The organism is Olleya sp. R77988, assembly GCF_044594215.1.
Classification (GTDB): Bacteria; Bacteroidota; Bacteroidia; order Flavobacteriales; family Flavobacteriaceae; genus Olleya.
Genome location: NZ_CP138988.1, coordinates 724,517 through 742,962, shown reverse-complemented (window position 1 = coordinate 742,962; position 18,446 = coordinate 724,517). Strand labels below are relative to the sequence as shown.

General features: G+C 31.6%; 15 protein-coding genes. 8 read left to right on the top strand and 7 right to left on the bottom strand.

The features are described from left to right. Nucleotides 1-35 precede the first annotated feature (35 nt). The 3 genes from SJY17_RS03260 to SJY17_RS03250 form a co-directional block, all read right to left on the bottom strand. Complete coding sequence (locus SJY17_RS03260; protein ID WP_397364033.1) at nucleotides 36-1,484, bottom strand: OmpA family protein; 1,449 nt, start codon at nucleotides 1,482-1,484, stop codon at nucleotides 36-38. Nucleotides 1,485-1,608: 124 nt separating this feature from the next. Continuing rightward, nucleotides 1,609-2,802, bottom strand: a complete 1,194-nt coding sequence (gene kbl, locus SJY17_RS03255; RefSeq protein ID WP_397364032.1) for a glycine C-acetyltransferase — start codon at nucleotides 2,800-2,802, stop codon at nucleotides 1,609-1,611. Between the two features lie 74 nt (nucleotides 2,803-2,876). Beyond that, nucleotides 2,877-6,005 carry a UvrD-helicase domain-containing protein gene (locus SJY17_RS03250; RefSeq protein ID WP_397364031.1) on the bottom strand — a complete coding sequence of 1,043 codons (3,129 nt, stop codon included), beginning with the start codon at nucleotides 6,003-6,005 and terminating at the stop codon, nucleotides 2,877-2,879. A 157-nt stretch (nucleotides 6,006-6,162) separates the two neighbouring features. Between SJY17_RS03250 and SJY17_RS03245 the strand changes: the two genes are divergently transcribed. Beyond that, nucleotides 6,163-6,771, top strand: coding sequence for a superoxide dismutase (locus SJY17_RS03245; RefSeq protein WP_397364030.1), 609 nt, complete (start codon nucleotides 6,163-6,165; stop codon nucleotides 6,769-6,771). A 269-nt stretch (nucleotides 6,772-7,040) separates the two neighbouring features. On the opposite strand, the gene SJY17_RS03240 is transcribed toward SJY17_RS03245, so the two are convergent. The 4 genes from SJY17_RS03240 to SJY17_RS03225 all read right to left on the bottom strand — a co-directional run bounded on the left by SJY17_RS03240 (nucleotide 7,041) and on the right by SJY17_RS03225 (nucleotide 11,219). Further along, nucleotides 7,041-8,939, bottom strand: coding sequence for an amidophosphoribosyltransferase (locus SJY17_RS03240; protein ID WP_397364029.1), 1,899 nt, complete (start codon nucleotides 8,937-8,939; stop codon nucleotides 7,041-7,043). A 74-nt stretch (nucleotides 8,940-9,013) separates the two neighbouring features. Continuing rightward, nucleotides 9,014-9,940, bottom strand: coding sequence for a PfkB family carbohydrate kinase (locus SJY17_RS03235; RefSeq protein ID WP_397364028.1), 927 nt, complete (start codon nucleotides 9,938-9,940; stop codon nucleotides 9,014-9,016). 78 nt (nucleotides 9,941-10,018) lie between these two features. After that, nucleotides 10,019-10,660, bottom strand: a complete 642-nt coding sequence (locus SJY17_RS03230) for a viroplasmin family protein (protein ID WP_397364027.1) — start codon at nucleotides 10,658-10,660, stop codon at nucleotides 10,019-10,021. Beyond that, nucleotides 10,653-11,219 carry a phosphoribosylglycinamide formyltransferase gene (locus SJY17_RS03225; protein ID WP_397364026.1) on the bottom strand — a complete coding sequence of 189 codons (567 nt, stop codon included), beginning with the start codon at nucleotides 11,217-11,219 and terminating at the stop codon, nucleotides 10,653-10,655. Before SJY17_RS03225 ends, SJY17_RS03230 begins: the two co-directional genes overlap by 8 nt. Before the next feature lie 182 nt (nucleotides 11,220-11,401). On the opposite strand from SJY17_RS03225, the gene SJY17_RS03220 reads away from it, so the two are divergent. The 7 genes from SJY17_RS03220 (at nucleotide 11,402) to SJY17_RS03190 (ending at nucleotide 18,446) form a co-directional block, all read left to right on the top strand. Continuing rightward, nucleotides 11,402-11,635, top strand: coding sequence for an acyl carrier protein (locus SJY17_RS03220; protein WP_013869581.1), 234 nt, complete (start codon nucleotides 11,402-11,404; stop codon nucleotides 11,633-11,635). A gap of 12 nt (nucleotides 11,636-11,647) precedes the next feature. Further along, a complete protein-coding gene (fabF, locus tag SJY17_RS03215) occupies nucleotides 11,648-12,898 on the top strand; it encodes a beta-ketoacyl-ACP synthase II (RefSeq protein ID WP_397364024.1) in 1,251 nt (416 codons plus the stop codon). A gap of 8 nt (nucleotides 12,899-12,906) precedes the next feature. Continuing rightward, entirely contained in the window at nucleotides 12,907-13,653 is a 747-nt protein-coding gene (gene rnc, locus SJY17_RS03210) for a ribonuclease III (protein ID WP_397364023.1), read from the top strand. Between the two features lie 137 nt (nucleotides 13,654-13,790). Next, on the top strand, nucleotides 13,791-14,276 hold the full coding sequence (locus tag SJY17_RS03205; RefSeq protein ID WP_397364022.1) for an IPExxxVDY family protein: 486 nt from the start codon (nucleotides 13,791-13,793) through the stop codon (nucleotides 14,274-14,276). Then, nucleotides 14,276-15,718 (top strand): pyruvate kinase, encoded by a 1,443-nt coding sequence (gene pyk / locus SJY17_RS03200; RefSeq protein WP_397364021.1) that lies wholly within the window; start codon nucleotides 14,276-14,278, stop codon nucleotides 15,716-15,718. Before SJY17_RS03205 ends, pyk begins: the two co-directional genes overlap by 1 nt. 457 nt (nucleotides 15,719-16,175) lie before the next feature. After that, nucleotides 16,176-16,808 (top strand): hypothetical protein, encoded by a 633-nt coding sequence (locus tag SJY17_RS03195; protein WP_397364020.1) that lies wholly within the window; start codon nucleotides 16,176-16,178, stop codon nucleotides 16,806-16,808. Nucleotides 16,809-16,898: 90 nt separating this feature from the next. Continuing rightward, the gene (locus SJY17_RS03190; RefSeq protein ID WP_397364019.1) at nucleotides 16,899-18,446 is read left to right on the top strand and encodes an ADP-ribosyltransferase; all 1,548 of its coding nucleotides are present in this window, start codon (nucleotides 16,899-16,901) and stop codon (nucleotides 18,444-18,446) included.

Here is an 18,446-nt window from a genome sequence, read left to right as displayed (position 1 = left end):
TTTTCTATAAAACTTATAAGAGTGTTAGTCTAAACTTATTTTCTAAGTTTAACTTCAACACGTCTGTTGTTTGCTCTACCAGCTCTAGTAGTGTTAGAATCGATTGGGTAATCTTCTCCAAAACCATAAGATGTTAATCTAGAAGAAGAAATTCCATTCTCTACTAAATAGTTTAATACTGCTTTAGCTCTTCTGTCAGATAAAGATTGGTTAGAAGCTTTAGCTCCTTGGCTATCTGTATGACCTTCAATTGTGAAGTTAGAAGCAGGGTATTCTTTTAATATTGCAGTAATATCTTGTAATACTGGGTAAGTACGTTGTTGGAAACTAGATTTTCCAGAATCAAATAAGATAGTTTTAGCATAAGCATTTAACTTATTGATAACTTCTTGACTAGGCTGTACAACAACAGCAACTTCTGGACAACCATTGTTTGCTACAGTTCCAACTACTTTTGGACATTTATCATCTTTGTCTAAAACTCCGTCACCATCAGTGTCTGCCCAAGGACATCCATTGTTAGCAGCAGGTCCAGCTTCGCTAGGACATTTGTCTTTAGCATCAGTAACACCATCACCATCAGCATCTGGACAACCTTTTAAAGATTTTAATCCTTTTACTTGTGGACAGTTATCGTTGTTATCAGCAATACCATCACCATCAGTATCAGGACATCCGTTAAACTCAGCTAAACCAGCTTCGTTTGGACAAGTGTCTTTAGAATCTTCGATTCCATCACCATCAGCATCTGGACAACCGTTAAAGCTTTCTAATCCAGGTACATCTGGACAAGCGTCATCTTTATCATATATTCCGTCACCATCAGTATCAGTTCCACCAAATCTTACAGTTAAACCTGCAGAATGTTGGAAATGCTTAGTTAAGTAATCCTCGAAAGAATGCTTATATTTTGACTCAACAAATAAACCAATGTTATCAGAGAACCAGTATGTTAATCCAAGTGAAGCATTTAAAGTTCCTGCTCCAACAGAATTGTTAGAACCAGCTACTGTAGAATAAGTATTATAAGGACCTTCTTCAATCCAAGTATAACCTCCACCGACACCAACAGTTGGATCAAGTTTAGTTGTACCTAATAAATCAGATAAGTGATATCTTACATTACCATCTAAAGCATAGTAAGCTAAATCGTTTACACGAATGCTTGGGTTTGTAATGTTGTCCTCACTTTGTCCCCATTTGTTGATTCTGTTAATAGAACCACCAGCTTGTACAGAAAAGTTGTCTCCAACATATTTAGATACAGAAACTGTAGATAATGAAGGCAAAATACTCCAATGGTCAGTTGCATTAAAGAATTCACTAAAGTAATCTCCTTGTGGAGCGTCTTCACCTACAGGAAACACATCTACTGCGTTAATACCGAAGTTAATAGCCCACGGATTGTTTTGGTCTTGAGCCATAACGTTACCCATACTTGTAAGAAGTAACATTGTGAACAATAATCTGCTAAGATTTTTCATATTCAAAAATTTAATTTTTAAGTGTTAATTAAAAGCAAAAATAAGTTGTTAAATATTATTAACAAAGACAAATATATAAAAATATTGATTATTTGTTACTTTTACTTGCTTATTATGATTGTTTCTAAATAATTTCTAACCTTTTTCCAACCTTAATAAATGCGCTAACAGCCTTTTGTAACTGCTGTTTAGTGTGTGCTGCAGATAACTGAACACGTATTCTAGCTTTGTCTTTTGGTACAACAGGAAAAAAGAATCCAATAACATAAATATCTTCTTCTAGGAGCATATTTGCCATAGTTTGAGATAATTTAGCGTCATATAACATGACAGGAACGATTGCAGAATCACCATCTATGATATCAAAACCTGCAGATTTCATCTCTTTTTTGAAAAATTTTGTATTTTCTTCTAGTTTGTTTCTTAAAGTATTATCATTTGAGAGCATTTCAAAAACTTTAATTGATGCTCCTACTATTGCAGGAGCTAAGGAATTTGAAAATAAATAGGGTCTTGATCGTTGACGTAGCATTTCGATTATTTCTTTTTTACCAGTCGTATAACCACCCATAGCACCTCCTAATGCTTTACCTAAGGTTCCTGTAATTATATCTATTCTATCCATAACACCTTTTTCTTCTAAGGTACCACGTCCAGTTTCTCCTATAAATCCAGCAGAATGACATTCGTCAATCATTACCATTGCATCATATTTATCTGCTAGGTCACAAATCTTGTCTAAAGGGGCAACTAATCCATCCATTGAAAAGACTCCATCTGTAACTATTATTTTAAAACGAGCTCCATTTTTATTGGCATTAATAAGTTGTTGTTCTAAATCTGCCATATCGTTATTTTGATAACGATAACGTGCAGCTTTACATAAACGAACACCATCTATAATAGAAGCATGGTTTAATGAATCCGAAATAATTGCATCCTCTTTTCCTAATAAAGGCTCAAAAACACCTCCATTAGCATCAAATGCTGCTGCATATAATATAGTGTCTTCAGTACCATAAAAATTAGCAATCTCTTGTTCTAATGTTTTATGTATGTCTTGTGTACCACATATAAATCTAACAGAAGACATTCCAAATCCATGCGTATCCATTGTATCTTGTGCTGCTTTGATAACGTCTGGATGTGATGATAGTCCTAAATAGTTGTTAGCGCAAAAATTTAAAACAGTTTTTCCTGTGTTTAAAGTAATTTCTGCACCTTGAGCTGAAGTTATAATACGCTCTTCTTTAAAAAGACCATTATCTTTAATGTCTTGTATTTCTTTTTGTAAGTGTTCTTTTATAGTACTGTACATAAATTATAGTTTGTTTTTTACAAAGTTAAAAATGTTTTCGCTTAAGCGGAAAATTGAAATCGTTCTTTTTAATATTAATAGGTCACAACTTTAATAGTATCATTAATATATATTAATATCTTTTTACTAACACTGAAACTCATTTCTTTTAACACATCCGAATAGTTTTCTAGCTGTTGTTGGTATTTTGGATTTGATAATCCTGTTTTGTAATCTATTATAATAGCATCTTTATCTTTTATTACTAGGCGGTCTGGACGAATGATTGTTCCAGATTTTGAAATAATATCACGTTCATTATATATAGTATAATCATTAGTGTAATAACTATTAAGTTCTGGATGGTTAATAATGTTATTAATAGTTTGTGTTAATATTATGGTTTGCTCTTGGTTTACTATTCCTGAGGATAAATAGTCATTAATAACAAATGGGATATCATCTTTGGTTTTAATTTCTGCCATGATATCATGTATTAAATTCCCTTTTTCAATAGCATTTTGTTGTTCTGTATCCCATAAATAACCAGATTTTGTTATAATCTTAATATTATGATCTTGTTTGGCTACACTTATAAACTGATCTGTTTCTTGAGTGTTTTCTGTAGTTTCTTCTGTTTGTAATTCACGTTTTGGATTCCCAAAGGAGTACTCTAACTGTGATTCATTCCAAATTCCATTTTGTATCAAATAGTTATTAAATAGACCAGAATAGGTGTTATGTGTAACACCATCTTTAGTTGCTTTTTCTTTTTTAGAAATAATATAAAGTTGTTCTACAGGTCTTGTTAATGCCACATATAACAAGTTTATGTTGTCCAACTCTTGTTCTGCTCTATGTTTTAAATATATAACTTCTCCAATGTCTCCATAGTTTTCAAAATCTTTATTATAGTTTAATAATGTTTCTTTAAAACCATTAAATGTATTTTTGTCTAACGGAAACCATTCTTTTGGCTCAAGTTCTTTATAGATGTCTAGATGTGCATATGGAAAAATCACCACAGGAAACTCTAACCCTTTTGATTTATGAATAGTCATAATCTGAATGGCATTTTGATTATTTGGTGACACTATGTTTAGGCTATCCTTTTTAGTGTCATAATAATCTAAAAACCCAGAAATATCAGAAATTTGTTTTTGAGAATATTCTAAAACAACATCTAAAAAGTATTGAATATAGGCATTTGAAGCTGTTGTTAAACCAAAATTTCTGACCACACATTCTGCCATATCATATAATGATAGTTGAACTAATTGTGACGGATTACTAAAAATTGAGAACTGTTCTAAGCTTTTAAAAAAATCATGAATTGGTAATTCTAAATTGGTTTTAAAAAAAAGATGTTTGTCTTTTATAGTATTTACACTAGCAACATAATCTAAAACTTTAATTTTAACTTCTAGGTTGTTTGGGTTAATTAGTAACCTAAAAATATTTACAACAAGTTGTACATCTTCAGAGTTATTAATTAACATGGTTTCTGATGAGGTAATTCGTATTCCTTTTTCGCTTAAGTACTCAGCAATAGCAACCCCTTCTTTTTTCTTTCTAACAAGGATGCAAATGTCTTTAAGGTTAAAGTTATTAGTTAGGCAAGTGTTAATGGTTTCAAAAATGGTTACTGGGTAAACTTCATTTTCATCATCTTCTTTATTAAGCTCTAAAAATTTTAAATTTACGTAACCTTCTTGCTCTAAAAATAAGTTTTGATGTGCTTTTTTATATAAATCCGAATAATCAGTACTACTAAAACTTTGTTTTGAGAGGTAGTCAAAAAACTGATTATTAAAGTTAATGATGCTTTTATAACTTCTGTAATTATGCTCCAATCTTATAGCTTCTTTTACTACAGGAAAAGGGTTGTCATCTTTTGTCAAGCCAATAAATTGTTCTGCTTTTCCGCCTCTCCATCTGTAAATGGCTTGTTTTGCATCTCCAACAAGCATAGCTGTACCTTGTTCTCCTTTAAAATTTTGTCCAGTTAATGTGTTTTCTATTAACGGAATTAAATTATCCCATTGCATTTCTGAGGTATCCTGAAACTCGTCAATAAAATAATGTCTAAACTTTTCACCTAACCGCTCGTAAATAAAAGGGGTTGGTTGGTTTTTAATTTCTTTACTGATAAGAGTATTAAATTCTGAAATTAATAATTTATTTTCGTCTTCTTTTATAGTCGTTAACTCTTTATTTATTACGTTTAATACAGAAAGTGGTGTTACGTTTTTATATATAGCTTTTAAAAATTTATAATCATAAACAGCTTTTTTTGTATTATGATAAGTGTTTTCTATTTCTGGTAAAAGTTGATCTATTATTAACGCTTTCGCGGAATCTAAAGTTTTTGTGTAGAGTTTACCTTCAGCAATGTTTTCTGCTAATTTATTATCATACAATCTGTCAAAGTCTAATTTTGAAGCTTTTACAAAATGTTTATACAACGTACCCCTTGAAAAATCTTTTTCATCTAAATCATTTGAATTAAATAATGATAATATATTATTGGTTAATTGCGATATTAATTTTTCTTGATTAGTAATCTGTTTTGTTAATTGTGTTTTTAAAACACTAAAATCTTCTAGTGTTTTATGTTTTATACTCTCTAGATGTGGTAAATCATTATCATTAATTAATAGTTTTGCTATACTGTTAAAATCTCTGGAAACGTCCCAGCTTTTATCATCATCTGCTTTTTCTAAAGCAAAATCTATTAATACTTTAGTTAGTTTTTTATCTGTACCAGCTTTTGCTATTAAACTATCTACTGCTTGATTAAGTAGGGAAGGTGTATCAAGCTCTACCTCAAAATTTATAGGGATTTTTAAATCATGTGCAAACGTTCTTATTAACTTATGGTTAAATCCATCAATTGTAGAAATATCAAAAGCAGCATAATTGTGCATAATGGTATTAAGTAATGTTATGGATCTTTTCCGTACGTATTCTGGCTCTAAATTTAACTCTTTAGTAATGGCTAAAAATAGACTACTATCTCTGTAAGGAAACTCTTTTAAAGAATCTAAAATCCTTGTTTTCATTTCTGCAACAGCTTTATTGGTAAAGGTTATTGCTAGGATTTGTTTAAAATTATCATTGTACTTAGAGGTAAATAATAGTTTTAAATACTCCTTAACCAAAGCAAAGGTTTTACCGCTTCCAGCAGACGCATCATATACTTTAAAAGGAGCTATTTTTGACATTAAACTTTAAATTTTAGACAAGATAATAACAATATATATTTAAGCTATATATATTTTTGATATTTGAATAAATTATAATTAGAATAAATATTTTCAATTAAGCGCTTTAATGATTAGTTTTGAACTTATTGAATATTAACAAACAAAACATACAATTATGGCTTTTGAATTACCAAAATTAAAATACGCATATGATGCATTAGAACCAAATATTGATGCACGTACAATGGAAATACATCACTCTAAGCACCACAATGGTTATACAACTAAATTAAATGCTGCTATTAGTGGAACTGATTTAGAAGGACAATCTATTGAAGCTATTTTATCTAATCTAGATATGAATAATATGGCTGTAAGAAATAATGGTGGAGGTTTTTATAACCATTCACTATTTTGGGACGTAATGAATCCAGAAGGTAAAGGACGTTTATCTGGAGATTTAAAAGATGCTATTGAGGCAGCTTATGGATCTTTTGATGCGTTTAAAGATGCATTTAGCAAAGCAGCTGCAACACAATTTGGATCAGGTTGGGCTTGGCTTTGTGTACATAAAGGAGGTAAAGTAGAAGTATGCTCTACACCAAACCAAGATAACCCATTAATGTCTGGAGTGTCTTGTGGTGGTACACCAATTTTAGGATTAGATGTTTGGGAGCACGCATATTATTTAAACTACCAAAACAGACGCCCAGATTATATTGAAGCATTTTTTAATGTAATTAACTGGAATGAAGTAGAAAGACGTTACGCAGAAGCTAAATAAGGTTTTTAAAACGTTTATAAAATTGAAAAAGCAGACTTATAAGTCTGCTTTTTTTATGTTTTAAATAGTCTTTTTATTAAAGTTTGGGCAAATAAAAAAGGAGAACGAGAGTTCTCCTTTTTTGCCCCAAATCTACCATGAACTTAACCTACTTATGTTATGGTAAGCTCAAATATAACAAGATTTAAATTGAAATATTACAAATTTTAGTTAAAAAGTAAAAATACTCGGTTAAATGAGTTATTGTAAGAAAAGAGCGTACATTTTAATTAATAAGCACGTTCTTTATTTCCTTCATAAAAATTAATAAAAGCTCTGTTAACTACTCTGTTTCCTCCAGCAGTAGGATAATTTCCAGTAAAATACCAATCACCTAAATGACCTGGACAGGCTTTATGTAAGTTTGCTACAGGTTGAAATATAATTTCTACTTCTGCATTAACAGAGTCGTCGGTTAATAATTCAGATATTTTTGCTGAAATCTGTTCTGGTGTAAACTGTTCGTAAATTTCGTTTACAAAATTTTTAACGTCTTTATCTTCTAAGTTTACTTGCTCTTTACACTTTTTATAAACGGTTTCTACTAAATCATATTTATTATTATCTTTTAGTAAAGCTAAAGCAGCATTAAAGGCTACTAAAGTCTCTAGATTTGCCATGTCAATTCCATAACAATCTGGAAAACGTATTTGAGGAGCAGAGGATACTATTACAATCTTTTTAGGATGTAATCTGTCCATCATTTTAATAATACTCTTTTTTAAAGTAGTACCACGTACGATACTATCGTCAATAATAACTAAGTTATCCGTAGGTTTTATAACACCATAAGTAACATCATAAACGTGTGCTACTAAGTCGTCGCGACTTGAGTCTTCAGTTATAAATGTTCTTAATTTTACATCCTTAATAGCTATTTTCTCTATTCTTGGACGTTCTTTTAAAATGGAAGTCACATTTTCTGCAGATAATTTTCCATTACCATTAAGAATGGCTTGGGTTTTCTTTTGATTTAAATGAGCTTCGACCTCGTCTATCATTCCGTAAAATGATGTTTCTGCAGTATTTGGAATATAAGAAAACACAGTGTTTTGTGTATCGTTATCTATAGCCTTAAGTACCTTGGGCATTAATAGTTTACCTAATGTTTTACGTTCTTGATATATTTCGGCATCACTACCTCTAGAAAAATATATACGCTCAAAACTACATGATTTGCGCTCTAAAGGTTTTAATATTTGTTTAGTTGAAACTTGACCAGATTTTTTGATGATTAATGCATTTCCTGGGTCAATTTCCTTAACATCATCAAATTCTACATTAAAAACAGTTTGAATCACTGGGCGTTCTGATGCTACAACAACAACTTCATCATCTTTATAGTAATAAGCAGGTCTTATTCCTGCTGGGTCACGTAATACAAAAGCATCTCCATGACCTAATAACCCAGCCATAGCATATCCACCATCCCAATTTTTTGCTGCGCGTCTTAATATTTTAGCAACTTTTAAACGCTCTGCAATTAATGGAGAACATTCATGTTTTCCATAACCTTCTTTTTTAAGGTCTTTATAAATTTTGCTAACAGCATCATCTAAAAAGTGACCTATTTTTTCCATTATAGTAATGGTGTCTGTATATTCTTTAGGGTGTTGACCTAATTCAATCAAGTTTTTAAATAATTCTTTAACATTAGTCATATTAAAGTTACCTGCTAGAATGAGGTTACGATGTTGCCAGTTGTTTTGTCTTAAAAAAGGGTGTACACTTTCTACACTATTTTTACCAAAAGTTCCATATCTAACATGACCTAAAAGTACTTCTCCTATATAAGGAATATGTTTTTTTTGAAGCTCTACACTGTCTTGATATTCTGGATGTTCAGCTAATTCTTTATTGACACGTTCATTAATTTGTGCAAAAATATCCTGAATAGGTTGTTGTGCAATAGAGCGTACTCTACTAATATAACGTTCTCCAGGTTTAGTGTCCATTTTAATGCTTGCAAAACCTGCACCATCTTGACCACGATTGTGTTGTTTTTCCATCATTAAGTACATTTTATTTACTCCGTAAAATGCGCTTCCGTATTTTTCTTTGTAAAACTCTAATGGCTTAAGTAGTCTAATTAGTGCAATTCCGCACTCGTGTTTTAAAGCATCACTCATTGTTGTTGTGTTGTGAGTTGGTTGTATTAAAATAATAAAAATAAAAAACGCGCTCAATTATTGAGCGCGTTAGTTTATGTTAATTCTATATCGAATTGTGTTAAGCTTTTAAATGCTTGAAGTCGTTTTTTGACTTCTTCTTTTTTCAAGTTTACCATGCGCTCTGTTCCAAACTTCTCTACGCAGAAGGATGCTAAGGTTGAGCCATAAATAACAGCGTTTTTCATATTCTCAAAACTGATATCTCCTGTACTTGCTAAATAACCTGAAAACCCTCCAGCAAAAGTGTCTCCTGCTCCTGTTGGATCAAAAACTTCTTCTAATGGTAAAGCTGGTGCATAAAACATATGGTCATCATGAAATAATAAAGCACCATGCTCTCCTTTCTTGATAACAACATATTTTGGTCCCATTTCATGAATCTTTCTTGCAGCAACTACTAAACTATATTCACCTGTTAATTGTCTAGCTTCTTCATCATTAATAGTAATAACGTCTACATTTTTAATAACAGATAGTAAATCGTCCAATGCTATATCCATCCAGAAATTCATAGTATCTAAAATAGCTAATTTAGGTTTTTTAGTCATTTGATCTAATACACCTTGTTGTACTAAAGGGTGTAAATTACCTAACATAACAATCTCTGCATCACGATAGTTTTCTGGTACAACAGGATTAAAATGCTCTAAAACATTAAGCTCTGTTGCTAAAGTGTCTCGAGAGTTCATATCGTTATGGTATTTTCCGCTCCAAAAAAACGTTTTACCGTCTTTTACAATTTCTATACCTTCAATATCTATATTTCTGTCTTTTAAAAGATCTAAATACTCCTGCGGAAAATCTCCACCAACAACAGATACTGCTGCTTGATCTACATTAAAGTTTGAAGCAGATAACCCAATATAAGTTGCTGCTCCACCAAGAATTTTATCGGTTTTTCCAAAAGGCGTTTCAATAGCATCAAAAGCTACAGTACCTACAATCACTAATTTGCTCATAAATGGCTTTAAAATTTAGTGCAAACTTACGTAAAATTTATTCTGAAAAAAAGTAGAAACGTTTGAAAGAAAAGCTAATTATTTTCGACCAAAATCTGCAGGGATTTCTCCCCAAGCTTTGGTTTCCCATTTTACAATAGTGGTAGTGTACTCGTTTTCTTTTAACCACTTAACAGCACGATCTACAAGATCGTAAACAGGTTTGTTTTTTGCATTACGTTCTAGTTTGGAGTTACATGTTTTTTTACGTACCCAACTCATAGCAGTTCTTGAATCTGTATATATAATAAGATTACTATTATGCTTTTTTAAAAAACTTAAACCATGGACTAAAGCTAAAAACTCTCCTATGTTATTAGTGCCTTCTTCAAATGGACCTTGAATAAAAAGTTGTTTTTTAGATTTTGTCTCTACACCTCTATATTCCATTATTCCAGGATTGCCAGAAGATGCTGCATCAACTGATATAGAATTATAATTGGGTTTACCAATTTTTTTAAGTTGTGCTGCAGACAATTCACTTTTAAAAGTTTTGTTTTTACCTATATAATCAAAATAATTACCTTTTAGTGCTGTTTTTGCTGCATCAAAAGTTGCGAAAGACTTGTATTGCGCACCTTCAAAATCTTTGATTTGCGCTTTACAATCGTCCCAAGTTTCAAAAACACCAGTATGATGTCCTTTCCAAACAGTGTAATATTTTTTCTTTTTTTTACTCATTCAATAACTCATCAACCACTTCAGGAAAATGTTTCATTTCTAATTCATGAATCTTTACAGCAACATCTTGAGCAGTATCTGATGTAAAAACATGGCATTTTGCTTGAAAAATGATTGCGCCTTCATCATAATGTTCATTTACATAATGAATTGTTATTCCTGTTTCTGTTTCTTTATTTTTCACCACAGCTTCATGTACATTCATACCATACATGCCTTTTCCTCCAAACTTTGGTAATAAAGCGGGATGTACATTAATAACCTTATTAGGGAAGTAATTTAGGATGTTTTCTGGAAATTTCCATAAAAAACCTGCCAATACTATTAAATCTGGATTAGCAGATTTTAGGATGTTTAGGACATCTTCCGTTTTAGTAAACGCTATTTTGTTGAATGATAATGCGCTAACATTCAGTTTTTTACAGCGATCTAATACTTTGGCATGAGGATTGTTAGTTAGTACCTGAATAACAGACACATTGTCCCTGTTTTGAAAAAACCTTATTAAATTTTCAGCATTACTCCCACTTCCGGACGCAAAAATTACTACACGTTTCATTTTCTAGTTTCAATGTTAAAATCTTCAAACAAAAAAAGTAATAATTATTAACAATTACGGGGTAAAATCGAATTTCTTCAATTTAAATATTTAAATTAGTAGCACATTTTTTAACTAAACGTGTGTTTTAAATTAAAGTTTTTTATTTTTGCCACTTAATTAAAACTAAAAAAATTAAAATTATGTCAGACATTGCATCAAGAGTAAAAGCGATTATCGTAGACAAATTAGGTGTTGATGAAAACGAAGTTGTAACTGAAGCTAGCTTCACTAACGACCTAGGAGCAGATTCATTAGACACTGTTGAATTAATCATGGAATTTGAAAAAGAATTTGATATCCAGATTCCAGACGACCAAGCTGAAAACATTGCGACAGTAGGTCAAGCTGTATCTTATATCGAAGCTGCTAAATAAGCACAATAATTTATGGAACTTAAGCGAGTAGTAGTTACAGGTTTAGGAGCATTAACACCAATTGGAAACACTAAAGACGAGTATTGGTCTGGTCTAATTAGTGGTAAAAGTGGTGCTGCACCAATAACATATTTTGATACTGAAAAGTTCAAGACTAACTTTGCTTGCGAGTTAAAAAATTTCGTTGCAACAGATTTTATAAATCGTAAAGATGCACGAAAAATGGATAGGTTTACACAGTACGCAATGGTCGCATCAGATGAGGCTATTGCGGACTCAAACCTTGATTTAGAAACCGTCAACAAACTTAGAGTTGGCGTTATTTGGGGAGCCGGAATAGGTGGTTTAGAAACTTTTCAAAATGAAGTTTTAAATTTTGCTGCTGGAGATGGTACACCTAGATTTAATCCTTTCTTCATACCTAAGATGATTGCAGACATTGCACCTGGAAACATTTCTATTAAAAATGGTTTTATGGGTCCAAATTATACAACTGTATCTGCTTGTGCATCTTCTGCTAACGCTATGATTGATGCATTAAACTATATACGTTTAGGACATTGTGATGTGATTGTTACTGGAGGTAGTGAAGCTGCAGTTACAATTGCAGGAATGGGAGGTTTTAATGCTATGCATGCCTTATCTACTAGAAACGAAAGCCCACAGACTGCATCAAGACCTTTTGATGCAACACGTGATGGTTTTGTATTAGGTGAAGGAGCTGGAGCAATTATACTAGAAGAGTATGAGCACGCTAAAGCTAGAGGAGCAAAAATATATGCTGAGGTTTTAGGTGGCGGAATGTCGTCTGATGCCTATCACATGACTGCACCACACCCAGAAGGTATTGGTGTTATTGCAGTAATGAAAAATTGCCTTGAAAATGCTGGTTTAAAACCAGAAGATGTTGATCATATCAACACACATGGTACATCTACACCATTAGGTGATGTTGCCGAATTAAAAGCGATCAAAGAAGTTTTTGGAGATCACGCTAAAAACATCAACATAAATTCTACTAAGTCTATGACTGGTCACTTGTTAGGTGCAGCAGGAGCTATAGAGTCTATTGCAGCTATTTTAGCAATGGAAAATAGTTTAGTACCACCAACAATTAATCACACTACAGTAGACGAAAACATTGACCAAGAACTAAACTTAACTTTAAACACGCCTCAAAAAAGAGAAATAAAAGTTGCAATGAGCAATACTTTTGGTTTTGGAGGTCACAACGCATGTGTATTGTTTAAAAAATTAGATTAGTTACCTGAATGAAACGCATTCGAAACATATTTAATTCCCAGACTAAAGAGCATGGGGGTTTTTTTATGGCTATTTCTAAGATTTTAAAGTTTAAACCTAAAACCTTACAACATTACCAAACTGCTTTTACGCATCGTTCCATGAACATTAAAGATGCTAAAGGACATATTATTAATTATGAACGGTTAGAGTTTTTAGGAGATGCTATGCTTAGTGCAGTAATTGCTCATCACTTATATATGGAAGTTCCAGGTGGTGATGAAGGCTATTTAACAAAAATGAGATCTAAGGTAGTTAGTCGTGAGCATTTAAACGAGCTTGGTAAAGATTTAGGTCTGATTAAATTAGTAGAGAGTAAGATTCCAAAAGGACAATTTGGAGACAATATTCATGGTAATTTGTTTGAGGCTTTGGTTGGAGCAATTTATTTAGATAAAGGGTATAAAGGTTGTCAAAAATTTATTCAGAAAAGGGTTATTAAACCTTATGTCGATATTGAAAAATTAGAAGGAAAAGTTATTAGTTATAAAAGCCTTTTAATAGAATGGTGTCAAAAAGAAAAAAAGCATTTTGATTACAATGTCTATGAAGATTCAGGTAATGATGATGTTAAACACTTTTCTGTAAAACTATCTATCGACGAAAAAACAGTTGCAAAAGCAAGAGCAACTTCTAAAAAGAAGGCAGAAGAAAAAGCTTCAAAACGCGCCTTTTTTGCACTTCAAAAGCAAATAACAAAAGCAGGTTTTATTTAAAACCTAAGATTATCAATTCTTATATAAAAACAAGGTTTTACTCAATCGTTTTCGTGAATAATTCTTATTAAGTTTACGTAAAATTGAATAAAAGTAAGTGTTTAAATGCTATATTTACATTTAATTTACTAATCAAAATGGCTGTTCGAAAACTCTCATTAGACGATTTTTTAGAAGAAGAACATTACGCATTAATAGGTATACATTGCGTGATAGAAGATTATCGATTAGCTTTTTTAATTAACCAAATATTAGACATTAAGCTTAAAAGAAGTGTAAAAGATGTTACAAATCCAAGCTTAAATTCAAATTATGCTTTATTTGAGTGGTTTGACCAAAAACAATTTACTACCTACCATTTAGTAGCAAATACATGTAAGGTACTGCACAATAATGTAAAGCAAGAATCAAACTCGTTATTTGGTAAAGATACTCAAGGAGCAAGTAATTATTATTTGTTACCAGAATTTAAGACCATAAATTACTTACTTAAAATTGAGACCGAATTTTTAAGTAAAGAAAAAACCATTTTAAATAAAATTCTTAAGATTCCGCAAGTAGTAACTGCTTATAGTATTGCAAGTCATACTTTAAAATCTAAAGACAACTTAATATTTAACTAATGCCAAACAGAAAAAAGACCAAAATTGTTGCAACTTTAGGACCAGCAACCAGTAGTAAAGAGGTATTAAAAGGTATGTTAGACGAAGGCGCTAATGTATTCAGGATTAACTTTTCTCATGCAGATTATGCAGACGTTGAAGAGCGTGTGCAAATGATAAGAGAGCTAAACGAAGAGTTTGGCTACAATGCTTCAATTTTAGGAGATTTGCAAGGACCTAAGCTTCGTGTAGGAGTAATGAAAGGGGACGTTATTGTTAATCCAGGAGACGAAATTATTTTTGCAACTGGAAAACGTTTTGAAGGAACTAAAGAGCGTGTTTACATGACATATGACAAGTTTCCGCAAGACGCAAAACCAGGAGAACGCATTCTTTTAGATGACGGAAAATTACATTTTGAAGTTGTGTCTACAGATGGTAAATCTGAAGTCAAAGCAAAAGTAATCCAAGGTGAACCACTTAAATCTAAAAAGGGAGTTAACCTTCCTAACACCAATATATCACAGCCTGCTTTAACAGAAAAAGATGTTGAAGACGCTATTTTTGCCTGTAAAATAGGAGTAGACTGGATGGCATTATCTTTTGTACGCAATGCAGAAGACTTAATGCAATTGGAAGAATTGATTAAAAAACATAGTGATCATAAAATTCCGATTATAGCAAAAATTGAAAAACCAGAAGCAGTAGAAAACATAGACAAAATAGTAGCCTATTGTGATGGACTAATGGTTGCACGTGGAGATTTAGGAGTAGAAATCCCAGCAGAAGAAGTACCATTAGTACAAAAAAAGCTAGTTTTAAGAGCAAAACGTGCCAGAATACCAGTAATTATAGCAACCCAAATGATGGAAACTATGATTACCAGTTTAACACCAACACGTGCAGAAGTTAATGATGTTGCCAATAGTGTAATGGATGGTGCAGATGCAGTAATGCTGTCTGGAGAAACTAGTGTTGGTAGCTATCCAGTACAAGTGATCCGTCAAATGTCAAACATAATTAAAAGTGTTGAAGATTCTGACTTAATAAAAGTCCCACAATCTCCACCACATATTCGTACTAAGCGTTACATAACAAAATCTATTTGTTATCATGCAGCACATATGGCAAATGATATTGATGCAAAAGCAATATCTACACTAACAAATAGTGGTTATACAGCTTTCCAAATATCAGCATGGAGACCAAACACACACATATTAGTATTTACATCAAATAAGCGTATTTTAACGCAGTTAAATTTACTTTGGGGTGTTACTGCGTTTTATTACGATAAGTACGTAAGCACAGACGAAACCATTGAAGACGTTAATGCAATAGCCTGTAAAAAAGGATTTTTAGAAGTAGGAGATATGCTAATTAGTTTAGCAGCCATGCCAATTCAAGACAAAGGAATGGTAAATACGCTAAGAGTAACACAAATTGAAAGCTGTAGTTTTTAATTATTAATTTTTTCATTTCCGTGAAGACGGAAATCTATTGTCATTCAGAATGAAGTGAAGCATCTCTTTTTGGGCGTTACCACAAGGGTCGCGCTTTCCACTATATCTTTTTTGCGCATAAGCGCGCACAAAAAAGGATGTCGTTGCAATCGCTAACGCAAAGCCAAGAACAGTATAAATAATTAAAACCAGTTATAGAGATATAGCTGGTTTTTTTAGTTTGCAAAAAGCAAAAACAAACATTTGTTTAAATTAATTTTGTTTTATTACAAAATATAATTATATTTGTACTCTGCTTGAAATTTTCTAGATATTTTAAGTCTTTTCGTATGATAGGCAAATGCATACTTTGTATTTGGTGTCTATCAAAGAATCAAATAAAATAATAATAACCTAATTGTTTAGCAATATGTTAAAGCAACAGCTAAACTTATGTTTAATTTTAAAAAATAATACAATGAGTACAAACATATTTGAAGACTTTGACGAGCAAAGTCAAAAAGCATTACAAGGCTTAAAGTTTTTAAGTTTTGAAGATGTAAAAAGAGGACTTGTAGGAAGAGATCCTTTTGAAGGAATTAGAACTAATAAGATTCTAATGGGAGAAACCATTAGAGGGATGACCAATGTGCATCCTTTGGTAGTTCAAAAATTTAATAATAGAACAACACAAGAAATATCTAGGTTATATTTTCCAGATGCTGAAAAAAAGTTTCTCAAAACTCAAGGCATAAACCTAAATATAGATGTGGATTGTGAAGAAGCAAGAAAACTATTAGTCGGTTCAACCGAGTTTTTTTACGACCACAACAATAACAACATTATAGATAAAGGAGAATTTGCTTTTCAGCTACATGTGTTTTCCTCTAAAAATGGATTAAAGTTAAAAGAAGCATTTGAGTGTGTAATACCACAAAAAGGAGAACTATTAGTATTTATTGAGGACAATAAAGACGATTGGAGTAAGCAAATAGTTAGAATTAAAATAGCTCAAGATGTTAGAGACGCTATTAAAAAAAGTGATTTACATCACAGTAAAGTTTTAGACTTTATAAACAGAAAAACAGATGGAGAAGGCTTATCTGCCTAAGGGTTAAAACAATTAGTAGAAACAGGAGAAGTAGTAGAAAAACTAACTATTACCAGAGCCATTTTTATAGGTCTTGGTTATGTATTTAGTGTGATATTTTCACCTTTTAAAGCTATTGGTTGGGTATTAGAAAAAATAGGACAAGCAATCAACCAACTTAAATTACCAGAAAAGGTTTGGGATGCTCAAAACCAAGATTATATTTTTAAAAAAGAAAACATCCTTAATTTATTAATTATTGATACCTCACTAATAGATACTATCGAGCAAGGATTAATTAATGACGAAAGTAAGATTGAGTGGAACGATTTAATACCAGATTTTGCATCTAATAAAATTATATCTGCAATAAGATATTTAAAAAGCTTTATAGATAAGTATAATAAATTTATAGAAAACGCAGTAAACGATTGGTTTAATAATCCAGAAGCACTATTTAAATTTCAGGGTAAAGTCGCTTTGTTGTCTGGCTTATATAACGGTTTAATAGACTTTATAGCATCAACCTTGCAGTTTATTGGTGGTTTAGCAGAAGCACCTTTTGATGTTGCAAATAACTTTCAAGATTTTTTAGAAGTTATAGATAACATTTGGGAGAGTATAACCACTATAGATTGGGACGTATTTTGGACAGCTTTGGCTACATTTTTCGAGACCGTAAAAACCAAACTAAAAGATAAGGATGGTGAGTTTGACCTTGTGCGTATTGCTTATATTATTGGGTTTGCAGTGGCGTTTATAGGTACTATGTTTATACCAATTGCAGGTTGGGTTGGTAAAGTTGCTAAAATAGACAAACTTATCCCAGAAGAGTTGTTGACTGCCATGCAAAAAGGATTATCAAGCATTAAAAAAGCAGGTAAAAATGCAAAACAGTCTGCACTGCGTACTATAGAAAACTTATTTGCGCTTTTTGCAAAAGGCAAAAAAGCCATACAAGAATTTTTTGCTAAATTAGCTAATGAGGTTGCGGAATGGTTTTTGAAGAATAAAAAGAAGTATAAGTATGTAGATAGGGTAGATACACCACTACTTGGTTCAATAAGAGTTTTAAAAGATAATAGTTTATACTTAAATTGTTTAAAGTTAGTAACAAGTCCTGCTAAAAATGGAAGACACGGTAGGCAATTAGGTAAATGGTTAGCTATTGAATCTGAAGCGATGGTTAAAATGTATACTGGTTATACATATGCAAAACTAAATGAAGCTTTATTTAAAGGAAAAAGGCTAAATAGAGAGTTAAAAGCAATGAAAAAAGTCTTAGATGATGCACTAATAAAGTTACCTATTTCTAAATTTAATAAAAAAGGGTTATTATTAAGAAGTGCTTATCATTCAGAACGAGAAATAAAGAAACTATTTAAAGTAGGTAAAAAATGGACAAGTAAAGGTTTTTTTTCCACAACACATTCTGAAAAATCATTATTATTTTGGTTGGCAAAAAAGCAAAATCATAATGTAATTTTTAAAGTAAAAGGTAAAAATGGAAAACTAATTGAGAAGGCAGCCTATATGTGGGAAGAACATGAAGTCTTATTTAAATCAGGAACAGGTTTTTTTATTGAAAGTGTTGGCAAGATAGACCATCCTTTAGATTTTAGTAAAAAAGTATTTGAAATAATATTAAAAGAGAAATAA

What these genes read in the sequence shown, in the direction of transcription:
- kbl (WP_397364032.1), bottom strand. Translation starts at nt 2,802, where the DNA reads ATGTACAGTACTATAAAAGAACACTTACAAAAAGAAATACAAGACATT.
- SJY17_RS03220 (WP_013869581.1), top strand. Translation starts at nt 11,402, where the DNA reads ATGTCAGACATTGCATCAAGAGTAAAAGCGATTATCGTAGACAAATTA.
- SJY17_RS03205 (WP_397364022.1), top strand. Translation starts at nt 13,791, where the DNA reads ATGGCTGTTCGAAAACTCTCATTAGACGATTTTTTAGAAGAAGAACAT.
- fabF (WP_397364024.1), top strand. Translation starts at nt 11,648, where the DNA reads ATGGAACTTAAGCGAGTAGTAGTTACAGGTTTAGGAGCATTAACACCA.
- rnc (WP_397364023.1), top strand. Translation starts at nt 12,907, where the DNA reads ATGAAACGCATTCGAAACATATTTAATTCCCAGACTAAAGAGCATGGG.
- SJY17_RS03250 (WP_397364031.1), bottom strand. Translation starts at nt 6,005, where the DNA reads ATGTCAAAAATAGCTCCTTTTAAAGTATATGATGCGTCTGCTGGAAGC.
- pyk (WP_397364021.1), top strand. Translation starts at nt 14,276, where the DNA reads ATGCCAAACAGAAAAAAGACCAAAATTGTTGCAACTTTAGGACCAGCA.
- SJY17_RS03245 (WP_397364030.1), top strand. Translation starts at nt 6,163, where the DNA reads ATGGCTTTTGAATTACCAAAATTAAAATACGCATATGATGCATTAGAA.
- SJY17_RS03235 (WP_397364028.1), bottom strand. Translation starts at nt 9,940, where the DNA reads ATGAGCAAATTAGTGATTGTAGGTACTGTAGCTTTTGATGCTATTGAA.
- SJY17_RS03195 (WP_397364020.1), top strand. Translation starts at nt 16,176, where the DNA reads ATGAGTACAAACATATTTGAAGACTTTGACGAGCAAAGTCAAAAAGCA.
- SJY17_RS03225 (WP_397364026.1), bottom strand. Translation starts at nt 11,219, where the DNA reads ATGAAACGTGTAGTAATTTTTGCGTCCGGAAGTGGGAGTAATGCTGAA.
- SJY17_RS03240 (WP_397364029.1), bottom strand. Translation starts at nt 8,939, where the DNA reads ATGAGTGATGCTTTAAAACACGAGTGCGGAATTGCACTAATTAGACTA.
- SJY17_RS03230 (WP_397364027.1), bottom strand. Translation starts at nt 10,660, where the DNA reads ATGAGTAAAAAAAAGAAAAAATATTACACTGTTTGGAAAGGACATCAT.
- SJY17_RS03260 (WP_397364033.1), bottom strand. Translation starts at nt 1,484, where the DNA reads ATGAAAAATCTTAGCAGATTATTGTTCACAATGTTACTTCTTACAAGT.